This is a genomic window from Marinimicrobium sp. (genome assembly GCF_002695945.1).
GTDB lineage: Bacteria > Pseudomonadota > Gammaproteobacteria > Pseudomonadales > Cellvibrionaceae > Marinimicrobium > Marinimicrobium koreense.
The window spans coordinates 69,460-85,071 of the sequence record NZ_NZQP01000057.1 but is presented as its reverse complement, the minus strand read 5'-3'; the positions used below and the strand labels follow the sequence as shown (position 1 = coordinate 85,071).

The following is a 15,612-nucleotide window of genomic DNA, read 5'->3' as shown; positions in this document are numbered from 1 at the left end:
TAACGTCGCGCTCTACGTCTCGGTGGTCTCTAAACCGTAATGACTCCCACCAACCGCTTGCTCTTCCCGCCGGAAGACAATCAGATGATCCGCTTCAATACGAATGCCCACATGATCGCCGATGGCGTAATCATGGTGACTGGGGAACGCGGACTGAATGCGGCTGCCGGTGGGCAGCTGTAACGTATACAGCGTGGCGGTGCCGGCAAATACCTTGGCGACCACTTCGGCGCGTTTATCGCTGCTGTCATCGTGAATGACATCGTCCGGGCGCAGCAGAATATCCACCGGGGTATTTTCCAGCCACTCGTAACAGCGGTTACCTTCGATATCGCCCAGTTCTGTGCGCACCGTATGTCGGTCCAACAGATAACCCGCGAGAAACACGCCCTGCCCGACAAAGTTGGCGACAAAGCGCGTGGCGGGTTCATGGTAAAGGTTGAACGGGGTATCCCACTGTTGTAACTGTCCGGCATTCAGCACACCGATCCGATCCGCCATGGCAAAGGCTTCGGACTGGTCGTGGGTGACCATGATCGCGGTGATGCCGCGCTCTTTCAGAATCGCCCGCACCTCGAGTGCCAGGGCCCGGCGCAGTTCCACATCCAGACTGGAGAAGGGCTCGTCCATCAGCAGCAGTTTGGGCTCGGGCGCAAGGGCACGGGCCAGGGCGATGCGCTGTTGTTGACCGCCGGAGAGCTCGTGGGGATAGCGGTGGCCCAGGTCCTCGAGCTTGACCAGCTGCAACAGCTCGTCACAGATCCGGGCCTTCTCCCGGGCGCTCTGGTTTTTCAGGCCAAAGGTCAGGTTGTCGCGCACATTCAGGTGCGGGAAGAGCGCGTAATCCTGAAACACCATCCCCACCCGGCGTTGCTCTGGCGCCAGGGACTGCTCGGCCGAGGCCAGCAACTGTCCGGCCAGCTCAATGCGACCCGCCGAGGGTTGCAGAAAACCGGCGATGGCGCGCAGTACGGTGGTTTTACCGCAACCGCTGGGGCCGAGCAGGCAACAGATGTCGCCTTCGGTTAACGACAGTGACAGATCTTCAACGACCCGCTCGCCGTCGTAGCCACAACCGATGTTGTCGAGTTCCAGCAGTGCCGACATAAGTTACCGTGAGTGGTTGAACAGGAATTCGATCAGGGCCTTCTGGGCGTGCAGGCGATTCTCGGCCTCTTCCCAGACCACCGACTCCGGAGAGTCCAGCAGCTCGGCGCTGATTTCCTTGCCGCGATAGGCGGGCAGACAGTGCATGAAAAGGGCGCGGTCGTGGGCGTGACTCATCAGCTCGGCATCGACCTGATAGCCGGCGAAGGCCTGTTCGCGCAGTTTTTTCTCATCTTCCTGGCCCATGGAGGCCCAGGTGTCGGTGACCACCAGGTCGCTGTCTTTCACCGCTTCTTCCGGCGTGCGGAAAATGCTCACCCGATCGCGCGCGGCATCGAGCAGGTCCTGGCGGGGCTCGAAGCCTTCCGGACAGGCAATGCGCAGCTCGAAGTCCCACTGCTGGGCGGCGTTGATGTAGGACTGACACATGTTGTTGCCATCACCCACCCAGGCCACCGTCTTGCCCTGGATGGGGCCGCGGTGCTCGAGGAAGGTCTGCATGTCCGCCAGCAATTGGCAGGGGTGGAAATCATCGGTCAGGGCGTTGATCACCGGCACCTTTGAGTATTCCGCGAAGCGCTCCACATTGGCGTGCTCGAAGGTGCGGATCATCACGATATCCACCATGCGCGACAGTACCCGGGCGGAGTCCTCAATCGGCTCACCGCGCCCCAGTTGGGTATCGCGGGGCGAGAGGAACAGGGCGTGGCCGCCCATCTGCGCCATGCCGGCTTCAAATGAAACGCGGGTACGGGTGGAGGATTTTTCAAAAATCATCCCCAGCACCTTGTTCTTGAACAGCTCTTCGGATTCGCCCCGGGCCTGAATGGCCTTGAGTTCAATGGCGCGATCCAGCACCGCATTCAGTTCGGCGGGCTCGAGATCCATCAGGGTCAGAAAGTGTCTTGGTTGGGCCATAACGGCAACTCGTTGTATTGCTTGGGGCCGGTTCCCGGCCTGTGAATTAAAAGGCGCGAATCAATTCCACCACACCGGTGACCAACTGCTCGGCTTCCGCTTCCGTCAAAATAAAGGGCGGCAGCAGACGCAGGGTATTGCCGGCGGTGACGTTGATCAGCAGCTCGCGCTCGCGGGCCTGTGCCACCAGTTCGGCGCAGGGGCGATCGAGTTCCAGGCCGATCATCAGTCCTTTACCCCGAATGTCCACCACCTTGGCATCGTCCTTCAGGCGCTCGCGGAACTGCTCCAGCAGCCAGTCGCCCATCTGGGCGGCACGGGCGATGAGCCCCTCGTTGAACAGGGTTTCCACCACGGCAATGCCGGCCCGGCAGGCGAGCGGATTGCCACCAAAGGTGGAGCCGTGGCTGCCCGGTTGAAATATCTCGGCCGCCTGTCCGCGCGCCAGGCAGGCGCCAATGGGGACACCATTGCCCAGGCCCTTGGCCGTGGTCAGCACATCCGGCTGAATGCCGTTGTGTTGAAACGCAAAGTAGCGACCGGTACGACCATTGCCAGTCTGAATTTCGTCCAGCATCAGCAGCCACTGGTTCTGATCGCAGATTTCCCGCAACTGGTTCAGGTAGCCAAGTGCGGGCACTCGCACACCCCCTTCACCCTGCACCGGTTCGACCAGGATGGCGACGATGTTGGCGTGTTGAGCGGCAGCGGCGCGGACGGCTTCCGGGTCGTTGTACGGCACCCGAATGAAACCTTCCACCAGGGGCGCGAAGCCCTCTTGCGCCTTTTTATTCCCGGTGGCGCTGAGTGTCGCCAGGGTCCGGCCGTGAAAGCTGTTTTCCATCACCAGAATGGCCGGGCGCTCAATGCCCTGAGCGGCGCCGTACTTACGGGCGAGCTTGATCGCCGCTTCGTTGGCTTCTGCCCCGGAGTTGGAGAAAAACACCCGCTCCATACCGGTCTGCTCGCACAACAGGTCCGCCAGTTGGCGCTGTGGCGGAATGTTGTACAGGTTGGAGACGTGCAGCAGGGTGCCGGCCTGATCGCACAGGGCGCGGGTCACCGCCGGGTGGGAATGGCCCAGCCCGCAGACTGCGATGCCACTGATGGCGTCGATATAGCTATTGCCCTGATCGTCCCACACACGGCTGCCTTCGCCCCGAACCAGGGTCAGAGTGCGAGTACCGTAAGTGTTCATCAATGTGTCCATGGTTTACTCCACAGCCATCCGCTCCAGAGAGCCGGAAAACAGAATCAATAAAACCGCCAAAAGCCCGTTGTCGTGAACAGGCAGCCAGATCTCGATAAGGCGGGGATCAAACAGGGGGTTCGGAACGCTCCGAGTCGGCCTTGAGCTCGCCGTGTGTGGCCTCGTTGGGCGGACGGCATGAACCCGTAAATGGCAAAAAAGCAATACTATAGCCATTTTACGGCGTTGGCAAATGGCATCCATTCGCGTTGCCTGGCCGTACTCATGGCCGTTTTGTGTACGGTTCTGGCCTACAGGCCGGAGGCCGAACCCGGTATCATGGCCGCGCCCCGGTTCGGGGCCGAATTCTGACAACGATCCCCAAGGTGGTAGTTCATGGCTCGACATTTCGCCTCTGTTTCAGTCCGAGCATTGCGCTCGGCGCTCCTCGTCCGTGCGGCTCCGTTGTCCATTGCCGCCCTGATTGGCGCCGGCGCTCAGGCCGAGGGGCTGGAAACCCTGGTGGTGACCGGCGAGGCGCGCGAGGGAGATGCCTTACCCGGGGCGGCGTCCCTGGCGATGGATCGCCAACAGCCGGGGATGCGCATCGACAGTGGCGAGCTGCTACAGGGGTTGCCCGGCGTGCAGGCCGACAGCCGTTCCAATTACGCCCAGGATACCCGGGTGACCCTGCGCGGTTTTGGCGCCCGCTCGGCGTTCGGTGTGCGCGGCATTGACCTGCAGCTGGACGGTATTCCCCTGAGTACGCCGGACGGCCAGGGGCAGCTCTCCAGTGTGCCGGTGGATGAAGTGGATCGAGTACAGGTCCTGCGCGGCCCGCTGGCGGCGTTGTATGGCAATGGCGCCGGCGGGGTGATCCAGTTTGACAGCGCCGCGCCCGAGCAGAACCGTCTCAGCGGGCGGGTTTTGGCCGGGGAGGGCGATCGGCAGCGTCAGGCAGTGACCGGCGAATGGCGCGAGGGCGCCTGGGGCGCTCGGGTCCACGGTTCGCGCTTTACCAGCGATGGCGAGCGGCCCCACGCGGAAGCCGAGCGGCGCCAGGCCGGGGCCCAGCTGTATTATCAGGCCGACAGCGGCATAGAAACGGTGGTGCGCCTGGACACCAGCCACGATCCGCTCTTGCAGGATCCGCTCGGCCTGTCGCCGGAGCGCTGGCGGGAGGACCCCCGTGCGGGCAACGAGCGCGCGGAGCTGTTCAACACCCGCAAGCGTATTCGCCATCAGCAGGGTTCGGTCACCTTGCGCCAGGCGGAGGGTAAGCACCGCTGGCAGGCGGCGATCTGGCAGGGCCTGCGCGAGGTAGACCAGTGGCTGCCATTTGCCGGGGACGACGTGACCAGCTCTGGCGCGGTAATTGATCTGACCCGGGATTTTTCGGGCCTCCGGGCCAGCTACACCCGCGATCTTTCCCTGCTCGATCGCCCGCTGGAGGCGACCCTGGGGGCGAGTGTCGAGCGCCAGGAGGATCGGCGCCGTGGCTACGTCAATGATCAGGGCGAAACCGGAGCCCTGCGCCGTGACGAGCTGGGTGAAGTCGACAGTCGGGATCTGTATGGGGTGCTGACCTGGCAGCCCACCGATCGGTGGGAAATCACCGGCGGGGCCCGCCACAGCGACCTGTCCTTTGCGGTGGATGATTATTTTGTGGTGCCGGCGGATGGCGATAACCCGGGCAATCCGGACGACAGCGGTGGCCGGGACGATGATTTCGTCGCGCTGGCGTTGGGTACAACCGTTCGTCTGAACACCCAGTGGGAGGCGTTCGCCGGGGCCGGTCGGGGCTACGAAACCGCGACCCTGACCGAGATGGCCTACCGCAACGAGGGCTCCGGCTTGAATACCGCGCTGTCGCCGGCGGAAAACCGGCAGATTGAGGCGGGCCTGCGCTGGGGTCTGGCGTCGCCGCATCGGGTGACGCTGAGCCTGTTCCAGATCGACAGTGACGATGAGCTGGTGGTGGATCAATCCGAAGGTGGCCGTACCACCTACCGCAACGCCGCTGAGACCGAGCGCTGGGGGCTGGAAGCCTTCGGTGAGCTGCATCTGACGCCGGGCTGGTGGGCGCGTTTCAGTGCCAGTTACCTGGACGCGGAGTATGCGTCCGGGCCCGAGGCGGGCAATCAGCTACCGGGCATTGCGGATATCAACCTCTATACCCAGTTGCGCTGGGAGCCGCTGCAGGATGATCGCCTGGGCACGGCGCTGGTGGCCCGCTATCGCGGTGAGGTGGCGACCGGCGATGACAATGCGGTGTTTGCGCCTTCGGCGGTCACCTGGGATTGGAGTGTGGATTCGGCCCATCAGTGGGGTGATTGGTTGGCCTCGGGTTGGCTGAAGCTGGAGAATCTGACCGATGAGCAGTATGTGGGTGCGGTAATCGTCAATCAGGGCAACGGCCGCTCGTTCGAGCCCGCCCCCGGTCGGCAGGTGAGTGCCGGATTGAACCTCGAATACCGGTGGTAACCGGAGCGTCCGGGCGCGAGCGGGGTAAACCCTTACGGGACACGCCGTGAATACATCCCTGTAGGCTCGAATCGCGGGTCCCCCGCTCCACGGTCCCGTAAGGGTTTACCCCGCCCGCGCCCTCCGTGCCATCGGTCGCGTAGGGCGGATCGGTCCGACGTTTCGGAGCGCAAAGCGCGCATCCGCCGTAAATACCCCCAAAATCCGCGCAGACAGGTAAATTAATGCCCCACTCTTCGACGCTACTAAACCGTAAAAACCAATGAAACCAACCTCTCTCCCAAACCTCCCCCTAAGTGACTACCACGCCGATTTCATCAACGCGCTTGGCCGGGGCCCGCTCCTGCTGGAAGCCGAGCCGGGTGCGGGGAAATCCACCCTGGCGCCGCTTTGGGCGCTGGAGGCGGCACCGGACGGGCAGCAAGTCTGGTTGGTGCAGCCGCGCATTCTGGCGGCGCGGGGGGTGGCGCGGCGGCTGGCTTCGCTGTATGGGGAGTCGGTGGGCCAGACGGTGGGTTATCAGGTGCCGTTTGACCGGCAGGTGTCCGAGGCGACCCGGCTGGTGGTGATGACGCCGGGGATTGCCCTGCAGCGTCTGCTGGCCGACCCGGAGTTGGCCGGGGTGGCGGCGGTGATGCTGGATGAGGTGCATGAGCGGGCACTGGATCAGGATACGGCCTGGGCCTGGCTGCAGGAGGTGGCGGTGCTGCGGGAGGATATTGCGCTGGTGTTGATGTCCGCCACGCCCGATCCGGCGCTACAACAGCAGGTGGCCCAGCGGCTGTCGGCGCCGGGGCGATGTTTCCCGGTATCGGTGCAGTATCTTGCGCCCCGGCGGGATACCCGCGGGGCCGCGGAGCGCCTGGATGAGCATTTGTTACGGGCGCTGTCCGAGGTGGCCGACTGGCGGTCGCAGACCGTGTTGGTGTTTCTGCCCGGCTGGCGGGCGATTGAAGACTGCGCCTCGGCGCTCGCGCGCCGGGAGCCGTCCGCCCGGCTGGCTCGCCTGCACAGTCGGGTACCGGATAAAGAGCAGCAGGAGGCATTGGATCCGGCCAGTGGCCCGCGGGTGATTCTCGCCACCAATATCGCCGAAACCTCGCTGACCATCGCCGATGTCACCCTGGTGATTGACTCCGGGCAGGTGCGCCGTTCGGTGTTTGAGCAGGGCACCGGCGTGAGCCGTCTGCAGACCCGGCGGATCAGTCAGGCCAGCGCCGAGCAGCGTCGCGGCCGGGCGGGGCGGGTGCAGGCGGGGCACTGTATCCGGCTCTGGTCCCAGGAGGAGGCGTTGGCGCCAGCGGAGCCGCCGGAGGTGCGCTCCACCGATTATGTGCCTTTGGCTCTGCGGTTGGCGCACTGGGGTTCCCCGGTGGAGGAGTTGCCGTGGCTGGAAGCGCCCAACGGGCTGGCGCTGGAACGAGCCCGCCGGCAGTTGCAGGATTGGCGGTTACTGGATGAAGCGGGCTGGGTGACCGACGCCGGACGGCAGGTGGCGGCGCTGGGGACCCATCCGCGCCTGGCCCGTTTTCTGCAAACGGCTCTTTATGAAAAGGCGCTTGATGAATCGTCGCTTCAGACCGGGGCGCAGAAGACCCTGCCGGAAGGCGCTTTACTGTTGGCGCTGGCCGTGCATTTTGACGTCCTGGAAACGTCGAATCAGTGGCAGGCGGCGGCCCGGGCCCAGCGCGCCGGTCAGCGCACCTGGCAGCGGCAGGCGCAGCGCTGGCTCAAGGCGTTGAGCGCCGGGGAAAGTCGGGCCGAGCTGGACCCGGCCTGCCTCGCCGATGCCTTCCGGGACCGGATTGGTCATCGTCAGGATTCGGGCCGGTACCGGCTCAACAGCGGCATCAGCGTCGCGCCGGATCGGCCCCTGGACAGCGAGTGGGCGGTATTTGCCGATGTGCAGGCCCGGGGTAAAGGGCATAGCGGCGTCGGCTGGCCGTTGACGTTGAACGCCGAGCAGCGGCGCGCCCTCAGTCAGTGTGAATCCCGACTGAGTCATCGCGGCAAGGGCTGGGTGATGCACACCACTTGGCGGATGGGGGGCTCGGTGACCGCCGAGGACCGACACCCGGTCACCGGCGAGGCGTTGGCCGAGGCACTGGTGGCGGATCTGCGCGAACGCGGGCTCAGTGCCTACCCCTGGCCGGAGGCGGCCACAGGACTGTACCGACGGGCCCAGCTGGCCAATGAGTCGGGGGTGCTGGACCTTCCGACGCTGGATGAGTCGGTGTTGTTATCGACGCTCGATCAATGGTTTGCCCCCTTCGTGACCGATAGCCTTCACCCCGACCGGTTGCCCTGGCGCGAGGCACTGGCGTTTTATCTCGGGCACGATGCCGTGCAGGCGCTGGACCAGTTGCTCCCGCTCCAAGTGGCGTTGCCCAGCGGCCGCTCGGTGTCGGTGGACTACCCCGAAAACGGGACGCCGACGGTGAGCGGCAAACTGCAGGAGTTTTTCGGGTGTGACCGTTTTGAACTCGCCGACGGGCGGGTGCCACTGCGGCTGCACCTGGCCTCGCCCAACGGCAGCCCGCTGGCGATTACCGGCGAGCTGGGGTCATTCTGGCAGGGGGCCTATGGGGAGGTGCGCAAACAGATGCGGGGCCGCTATCCCAAACACCCCTGGCCGGAAGACCCGGCCAGCCATCCGCCTACCCGGCTGACCAAGAAGCGACTGGGCGCCTCCTGACTGGTTTCCGCGCGCCGGCTGCGTTAGAATGCGAATACTTGACTCGCCTGCTAGGTCTTTCCCGGGCGAGGGTAACCCACGAATTTTGTTCACCTTATTGGCACAAGAGAGGTCAGGCAGTCCTATGGACGAAGTACAGGCAACCATCAAGCAGCAGATCGAAGAAAACCCGGTGATTCTCTACATGAAGGGCTCGCCCAACGCACCTCAGTGCGGTTTTTCCCAGCGCACCTCCCAGGCGGTGATGGCCTGCGGTCAGCGGTTTGCCTACGTCGATGTGCTGGCCAACCCCGAAATCCGCTCCGGTCTGCCCCTGTACGGCAACTGGCCGACCTTCCCGCAGCTGTGGGTCAAGGGGGAATTGATCGGCGGCTGCGATATCGTGATGGAAATGTCCGAAAGTGGCGAGCTCAAGTCGCTGCTGGAAGGCGCTGCCGCCAAAGAGTAAATCTGGCACGCCCTGCATTCCGGCGGTCAGTCAGATCGCCGGAATTCCCCCGCTAAAAGTCCGTAAGACTCAAAACCAGGCGAGATAAACCAGCAGAATCCCCAGCAGAGCCAGCCCGCTGAGCGCAATCAACGCCACACCGAGCTTCTGGTAAAAACGATCCCGCTTATGCTGTTGCCGGGTTTGTTCCCCGATGTCGTGAACCTGCCACACCAGCTCCCGGGAACGCTCCAGCTTGGCCCGGGTCTCCATCAACACCTGAATATCCCGGTCGATCACCGCAACCGCACCGGCATCACCTTCGACCCGTTGACGAGCGGCCCGCAAGTTGGCGAGCTGTTGCTCCAGGCGCAGCATTTTGTCATCGATATTGGCGGAGACTTCATTAATTTTCATGGGGCACGGATCTTTAGGGTTTTATAGGTCACAAACCACCACCATAGCAGATTCGGGCCATGGGCGTCTGTTGTATACTGTGCATAACACAGCGTTCAGATCACTGTGCTATTGTGGGTGGCAAACGGTGGGTGATCCACCCAAAGGACGAGACGAGGAGAACGATCCATGCTGAGAATGTTTAATATCCGGGGCGCAACCCTGCGCGACCAACCCGTGGATGAAAACAACCTCAAAACCGCACTGGATGATGCGGTCTGGATCGACGCTCACGAACCCTCCGAAGAAGAACGCGAACTGCTCAACACCTTCCTGCGGGCCGAACTGCCCGAATCCGACGACGTGGAAGAAATCGAATTCTCCGCCCGCTACTTCCAGGACGCCGCCGGCCTGCACGTTCACTCCCTGTTTCTTTCCCCGGGAGAAGGCCGCCACAGCACCGTGACCGTCGCGTTCATCCTTCAGGACAAACGCCTCATCACCCTGCGCGACGGCGACCTCGCGGACTTCCGCCTGCTGCGCATGCGCGCCCGGCGCGGCCAGGTCCAGGCCAGCTCGCCCCAGGACCTGATGATCACCATGTTCGAGCAGAAAGTCGAAAACCTCGCCGACGTCCTCGAAGACATCCACCGCAAACTCGAAGACGTCAGCCACATGGTCCTGGAAGACGACGACGCCGAACTCGAAGAAGCCATCGACCGGCTCGCCAAACTCGAAGACAGCAACGGCAAAATCCGCCTCTGTCTGATGGACACCCAGCGGTCCATCTCCTTCCTGCAGCGCCACCTGCGAGAGCACTTCGAACTGCAGGAAACCGCCCGGGAAATCAAACGCGACGTGGACACACTGATGTCCCACACCGCCTTCCTGTTCGACAAAATCAACTTCCTGATGGACTCCACCCAGGGCTTCATCAACATCGAACAGAGCCAGATCATCAAAACCTTCTCCATCGCCGCCGTGGTCTTCCTGCCCCCGACCGTGGTCGCCAGCGTGTACGGCATGAACTTTGAGATGATGCCCGAGCTCGACTGGCAATTCGGCTACGTCTGGGCCCTGGTCATCATGGTGCTATCGGGCATCGCACCCTATTGGTATTTCAAGCACAAGGATTGGTTGTAATTTTTTAGCAGTGGGTGCGGGCGGTGTGGGGTGTAGGGTTCCCAGACACGCCGTAAACCCATCCATGGGGGCTCGGATCGCGGGTCCCCCGCTCTACGGTCTGGGAACCCTACACCCCACACCGCGGAAAGCACGGCAGTACAAACTCGCTACAATGTGCAGAGGGCCGGCATGAGGAGTTCCTTTTCAAGACCGTAAGCGGAGGGACTCCGCGCGTCGAGCCCCCATGGACGGGTTTACGGCGTGTCTTGAAAAGGAACTCCTCATGACGGACCGGTCGTGATGCACGCAGGTTTGGTTAAACGTATTTTTACTGAAAGAGAACCGAGGAAATCATTTTGTTTGAAGCAGTACTATTCGATTGTGACGGCGTCCTGGTCGACTCCGAAGTCCTGTCCACCCGCGCCTTGCATCGCTCGATTCAAAGCCTGGGCATGAACTACACCGAAGCCCAGGTCCACCAGGAATTCACCGGCCACAGCTGGCCCGACTGCGTCAAAATGGTCGAACAACGCCTCGGCAAACCCATCCCCGACATGCAACGCTTCCTCGACCAAAACCGCGAACACTCCGAGCAACTCATGCGCACCCAGCTCGAAACCATGCCCGGTATCAAAGACGCCCTCGAACGGCTCGAACACCCCTTCGCCGTCGTCACCAACTCGCGCACCTTTGAACTACAGCTCAAACTCAAAGTCACCGGCCTTGAAGACTTCTTCCCCGTCGAGCGGCGCATCGACTGCCAGAAATTCGACGTCGCCAAACCCGACCCCGCCATCTACCGGAAGGCGGCTGAACACCTCGGCGTCGACATCACCCGCTGCCTCGTCATCGAAGACAGCGTGCCCGGCCTGACCGCCGCCACCGGCGCCGGAGCCACCGTATGGGCCTATCGCCCCCACGCCAGCGAACAACAGCTCAAGGACTTCGGGGTCGATCGGGTCTTCCACGACTGGTTCGAATTCTCGGTTCCCCACGCCCAAGCCTGATCCCGGCGAGGCTCCCGGTCGTACTTCAGAGGGAGACGACCGAGGAGTCCCCATGAAACCCTATGCCCTAGTGTTCGGCGCCAACAGCGCCATCGCCCAAGCCCTGATGCCGCATCTGCTGAGCGAGTATCAGGTGCTTGCCATCAGCCGACAGGCACCTGCCCAACTGCCCGAAGGGGTTCGGCACTTTACCTGTGACTACAGTGAAGCCGCGCTGGCGGAGCTGGCTGAACAGATCAAAGAAAACGGTGGGCCGGTGACCGCACTGTTCTGTGCGGTGGGGGTGTTGCATGGCACGGCGGAGGGGGAGCACCGCTACCCGGAAAAGAAATTGGCCGAGCTCAACATGCTGGTGAAAACCGCTTCAGTGGAATTGGCCCGGTCGCACCGCAAGCTGTGTCTGATCGCGTTGCACCCCGGTACCACCGATACGCCCCTGTCCAAACCCTTCACCAGCTCCCTGGGGCCTGACAAGCTGTTCAGCCCCGAGCTGACCGCCGAGCGGTTGTGGTCGGTGATTCAGGCGTTGACGCCCGAGGACACCGGGCGCTTTATACACTGGGACGGTAGCGATCTGCCTTGGTAGTAGCGGACGCTGAACGGCGGGCTCAGCCGTTCAGCGCGGCCTCGGACAGCGTGTCCCGAATTTCCTTAAACAGTTTGCGGGCGCTGCTCGGTGCCTTGTTCTGGCTGGCTTCTTTCTGCGCCTGACGCAGCAGTTGGCGCAGGTGTTGGATATCCACGCCGGGGTGTTGATCGATGAATTCTTGCAGCGCGTCCGGCTCGGTCAGTAAGCGGTCGCGCCACTGCTCGGCCTGGTGATGAATCTGAATGCTGGCCCGGCTCTGGTGGTTGAACTGATCCAGTGCCGCCTGGATGCCGTCCTGATCCGCGTCGCGCATCAACCGGCCGATAAACTGTAGTTGCCGGCGCCGCGCCTCGCGGTGCCGGATGCGACGCATTTCGACCACCGCGGCCTCGAGCTTGGGCTCGAGGGGCATGCGGGCCAGTTGCTCGTCGTTAAGCTCGACGAGCTGTTTACCCAGCTCCTGCAGCGCGTGCATTTCTCTCTTGCGCTGGGTTTTACTGACGAAGTCATCATCCTGTTCGCTGTCGTCATCGAAAAATTTGCGGTCGGTCATAACATCAAAGCCTGTACTGAGCGATGTGCTCTAGTGAATAGAAGAATGCGGATGGCCGGGGCCATGGCGCTGGTCCTGTACCGGAAGAGGTTCGCGCCACTGGCCGTCGCGCTCGGTGTGCAGGCCCATGGCACTTGGGCTCAGGTTGGCACACCAACCCAGGTTGTTGGTCATCGGTTCGGATTCCGGCAGCGACGCCAGATAGGGCTCGGTGTCACTGTGGTCCAGCAACAGGGGCAGGATCAGCGCCAGGCGGGGCCGAATCTGTTCGTTGCCAGCCCGGCCGCGTTCGCCCCAGCGGACAATGTAATCATCGCAGAAAACCTCGTCGCCCTCGGGCCGGTCGGTAAAGGCCACCTCGCGCGTGATGCCAAAATAGTGTTGCATCATCGCCTCCTCGAACAGCATGGCGGTATCTTCAAAAAACAGTTCCCGCTCGCCACTGCTGACGTAGGCGTAAGCATCCGTGGCGATATCGCCTGCGAACTCCAGGCCGACCTCCTGGGGTGTCAGCTGTTTCTCCGCCTCGGTAGCATCCCGGCCCTGAAAGCTCACTTCGGCCAGGTCCATCATCAGTGTCGAGCTGAGTGGATAAGTGCTCGCGAGGGTAGCCGACACGCTGTCGGATTCGAGCTGAATGGCCGCCTCGGCCACGGTCCACTCACTGTTGAGATTGGCGTGCTCAGCGGGGGGAATGTAATCGTTGGCGTGTGCCAGTTCGTGAAACAGCAGCGCCGACATGGGCGCGAGAATCTGTTCGAGGGTCCGGTCGTCACCGGGGCCGCTCAGGGGCGCGCTGCTCCAGGCGTAGTCGCCGCCTTTGACAAAGCGGGCCAGGCTTTCAAAGTTCAGCTCCCGATCAAAACCGCTGCGGAAGTCGGGTTCCCGGGAGATGGTATCGCGCTCCTCAATGGTCAGCCAGAGATAGGCGGGGTCAAGGTATATGGACCCGGTGGCCAGCCAGTAATAGGAGGGGCGAATATCGGCGCCGATTACCACTGCGGTCACACCGCTGAACAGTTGCAGCAGATCGTCCGGCAAGGCGGTCAGGGCCTGCTCAAAGCGGTTGGCCATCCAGTCGTGACTGACCAGGGTGCGTTCGAGTACATCATCGACGGTGACCTGATCGTGCTCCTGGCCCAGCAGGGGTAGCTGCCCGAGACGGCAGGCGTCGAACTCATTGTCGCCACCGCGATTGAATGGGCGCGCGCAATCGGCCAGGACGGAGGCGTACTCGCTGTCGGCCCGCGCCGGGCTGAGGGTGAGGTCGCCTGTCGGTGTGCCATCAATGGGTGCGCGCAGGTCAAGACGGCCGCCGCCGGCACTGTCGCCGCCGCATCCTGACAGCAGGGTGGCGGTGAGGGCCATCAGTGCGATGGTGAGGGTCTGGCTGAAATGTTTCATGGTCCTTGCTCTCCGTTTCATACGCTCAGTCATGGGGCTCCTGAGCTACTCGCCTTCGTCAAATCGGTCATTGATCAGGGCGCATAGGGCGTCCAATGCGTTATCTGCGTCGTGGCCGTCGGCCGCCAGCTCCAGGTCGGTGCCGCAGGCCGCCGCCAGAAGCATCAGGGACATGACGCTTTTGCCGTCAACCCAAGTGTCGCTGCCGTCGCACCGGACACGCACGTCACAATCAAACTGACCGGCGGTCGTGGCCAGCTTGGCGGCGGCCCGGGCATGCAGGCCTTTTTGATTGATCAACGTGATGATGGATGACGGCATGGGGTCAGTGTCTGTCCGCAGTGTTGAGTTCCCGGTGACGAACCAGAACGTTATCGTATTGTTGGGCAAAATGCTTCTGCAGCCGTTCGGCCAGGTAGACCGAGCGGTGCTGCCCGCCGGTGCAGCCGATGGCGATGGTGATATAGCTGCGGCTGTTGGCCTGGTAGTGGGGCAGCCAGCGGGTCAGGTAGTCCTCGATATCCTGGTACATGGCCTGCACTTTTTCCTCGCCCTCGAGAAAGGCCGCCACCTCAGCGTCCTTTCCGGTCAACGGCCGCAGGTTGGGCTTCCAGTGGGGGTTAGGCAGGCAGCGGGCATCGAACACCAGATCGGCATTCACCGGAACGCCGTGTTTGAAGCCGAAGGACTCGAACTGGATGGCCATGGTGGTCTCCTGGGAGCCCACCACCCGGTCTTTGACCAGGTCGCGCAGTTCGTGCAGGTTGAGATGGCTGGTGTCCAGTACCTGGTCTGCGGTGTCCCGGATCGGCTCCAGCAGGTGTTGCTCCTCGCGAATCGATTCCTGCAGGTTGGTATCCCGATCACTCAATGGGTGCTTGCGGCGGGTTTCGCTGAAGCGCTGCATGAGCACGGGGACACCGGTGTCCAGGAACAGGACGTAAATCGGGATATGGGCATCTTTCAGGGTTTTGATCATGTCCGGAAAGATGTTCAGGTCCTGCCAGGCGTTGCGCACATCGATACCGATGGCGAAGTTCTGGTCGTCGCTGTCCCGGTGAATCTGGATTTGGGCGACCAGTGCGGGCAACAGGCTCACCGGCAGGTTGTCGATGCAGTTATAGCCGACGTCTTCGAGTACGTGCAGCGCCGTACTTTTTCCGGAGCCGGAGAGGCCACTGACAATGATCAAGTGCATGGGGCAGACTGTCCTGGTAATCGGTGCGGATGGCGATCGGGGTTTGGGGCTGCGGTTCAGCTCGCGGCCGGCTCTCCAATGGCCACATCGTAGAGCGACTCATTGCTGTCGGCGGCCCGCAGGCGAGCCCGGAACTCGGCGTCATTGAGCATGCTGGCCAGCGAGGCCAGGGTCTGCAGGTGCTCGCTGTGCGCGTTTTCCGGTACCAGCATGGCAAACAGCACATCCACCGGCTCACCGTCGATGGCGTCGAAATCGATGGGTTCTTTGAGCGTAATGAGGGCACCGATGGTGCCCTCACAGTTGCTCACCCGGCAGTGGGGAATGGCGATGCCGTGGCCGATGCCGGTCGACCCCAGACGCTCCCGGCCGATCAGGCGCCGAAACAGGTCGTCGGCGTCAATCGTCGGTACGTCCTCGGCAATGGTGTTGGCCAGAATTTCCAGCGCCCGCTTTTTGCTGACGCCCTCAATGCCGCACAGTGTGCGGCCCGGAGTGATGATGGTTTTGATATCCATAG

General features: G+C 62.7%; 15 protein-coding genes. 6 read left to right on the top strand and 9 right to left on the bottom strand.

Annotation, left to right across the window (positions count from 1 at the left end; translation table 11 throughout):
* Positions 1 to 12: 12 nt before the first annotated feature.
* The 3 genes from CMG77_RS12730 to CMG77_RS12720 are packed head-to-tail and all read right to left on the bottom strand — an operon-like array spanning position 13 to position 3,235.
* On the bottom strand, positions 13 to 1,107 hold the full coding sequence (locus tag CMG77_RS12730; protein ID WP_286804281.1) for an ABC transporter ATP-binding protein: 1,095 nt from the start codon (positions 1,105 to 1,107) through the stop codon (positions 13 to 15).
* 3 nt (positions 1,108 to 1,110) lie between these two features.
* Positions 1,111 to 2,025, bottom strand: a complete 915-nt coding sequence (argF, locus tag CMG77_RS12725) for an ornithine carbamoyltransferase (protein ID WP_024459551.1) — start codon at positions 2,023 to 2,025, stop codon at positions 1,111 to 1,113.
* 46 nt (positions 2,026 to 2,071) lie between these two features.
* Positions 2,072 to 3,235: an aspartate aminotransferase family protein gene (locus CMG77_RS12720; RefSeq protein WP_286875926.1), complete on the bottom strand. Its 1,164-nt coding sequence runs from the start codon at positions 3,233 to 3,235 to the stop codon at positions 2,072 to 2,074.
* 375 nt (positions 3,236 to 3,610) lie between these two features.
* On the opposite strand from CMG77_RS12720, the gene CMG77_RS12715 reads away from it, so the two are divergent.
* From CMG77_RS12715 to grxD, 3 genes are all read left to right on the top strand, one after another.
* The gene (locus CMG77_RS12715) at positions 3,611 to 5,698 is read left to right on the top strand and encodes a TonB-dependent receptor family protein (RefSeq protein WP_286804284.1); all 2,088 of its coding nucleotides are present in this window, start codon (positions 3,611 to 3,613) and stop codon (positions 5,696 to 5,698) included.
* 262 nt (positions 5,699 to 5,960) lie between these two features.
* Positions 5,961 to 8,393, top strand: a complete 2,433-nt coding sequence (gene hrpB, locus CMG77_RS12710; protein ID WP_286804285.1) for an ATP-dependent helicase HrpB — start codon at positions 5,961 to 5,963, stop codon at positions 8,391 to 8,393.
* A 124-nt stretch (positions 8,394 to 8,517) separates the two neighbouring features.
* On the top strand, positions 8,518 to 8,841 hold the full coding sequence (grxD, locus tag CMG77_RS12705) for a Grx4 family monothiol glutaredoxin (protein WP_286804286.1): 324 nt from the start codon (positions 8,518 to 8,520) through the stop codon (positions 8,839 to 8,841).
* Positions 8,842 to 8,910: 69 nt separating this feature from the next.
* Here grxD and CMG77_RS12700 read toward each other — a convergent pair whose 3' ends face one another.
* Positions 8,911 to 9,237: a hypothetical protein gene (locus tag CMG77_RS12700; protein ID WP_286875922.1), complete on the bottom strand. Its 327-nt coding sequence runs from the start codon at positions 9,235 to 9,237 to the stop codon at positions 8,911 to 8,913.
* A 168-nt stretch (positions 9,238 to 9,405) separates the two neighbouring features.
* Here CMG77_RS12700 and corA point away from each other — a divergent pair, with 168 nt between their 5' ends.
* The 3 genes from corA to CMG77_RS12685 all read left to right on the top strand — a co-directional run bounded on the left by corA (position 9,406) and on the right by CMG77_RS12685 (position 11,934).
* Positions 9,406 to 10,359: a magnesium/cobalt transporter CorA gene (gene corA / locus CMG77_RS12695; RefSeq protein ID WP_024459557.1), complete on the top strand. Its 954-nt coding sequence runs from the start codon at positions 9,406 to 9,408 to the stop codon at positions 10,357 to 10,359.
* 338 nt (positions 10,360 to 10,697) lie between these two features.
* Positions 10,698 to 11,348, top strand: a complete 651-nt coding sequence (locus CMG77_RS12690; RefSeq protein ID WP_286805691.1) for an HAD family hydrolase — start codon at positions 10,698 to 10,700, stop codon at positions 11,346 to 11,348.
* A gap of 52 nt (positions 11,349 to 11,400) precedes the next feature.
* Complete coding sequence (locus tag CMG77_RS12685; protein ID WP_286805690.1) at positions 11,401 to 11,934, top strand: Rossmann-fold NAD(P)-binding domain-containing protein; 534 nt, start codon at positions 11,401 to 11,403, stop codon at positions 11,932 to 11,934.
* A gap of 22 nt (positions 11,935 to 11,956) precedes the next feature.
* On the opposite strand, the gene yjgA is transcribed toward CMG77_RS12685, so the two are convergent.
* From yjgA to ptsN, 5 genes are read right to left on the bottom strand one after another with little or no spacing between them, the layout of a single operon-like run.
* Complete coding sequence (yjgA, locus tag CMG77_RS12680; RefSeq protein ID WP_024459560.1) at positions 11,957 to 12,490, bottom strand: ribosome biogenesis factor YjgA; 534 nt, start codon at positions 12,488 to 12,490, stop codon at positions 11,957 to 11,959.
* A gap of 30 nt (positions 12,491 to 12,520) precedes the next feature.
* On the bottom strand, positions 12,521 to 13,894 hold the full coding sequence (locus CMG77_RS12675) for a hypothetical protein (protein WP_286875916.1): 1,374 nt from the start codon (positions 13,892 to 13,894) through the stop codon (positions 12,521 to 12,523).
* A 45-nt stretch (positions 13,895 to 13,939) separates the two neighbouring features.
* On the bottom strand, positions 13,940 to 14,215 hold the full coding sequence (locus CMG77_RS12670) for an HPr family phosphocarrier protein (protein WP_286875915.1): 276 nt from the start codon (positions 14,213 to 14,215) through the stop codon (positions 13,940 to 13,942).
* A 4-nt stretch (positions 14,216 to 14,219) separates the two neighbouring features.
* Positions 14,220 to 15,092, bottom strand: coding sequence for an RNase adapter RapZ (rapZ, locus tag CMG77_RS12665; RefSeq protein ID WP_123636880.1), 873 nt, complete (start codon positions 15,090 to 15,092; stop codon positions 14,220 to 14,222).
* Between the two features lie 56 nt (positions 15,093 to 15,148).
* Entirely contained in the window at positions 15,149 to 15,610 is a 462-nt protein-coding gene (ptsN, locus tag CMG77_RS12660; RefSeq protein WP_123636881.1) for a PTS IIA-like nitrogen regulatory protein PtsN, read from the bottom strand.
* Positions 15,611 to 15,612 lie beyond the last annotated feature (2 nt).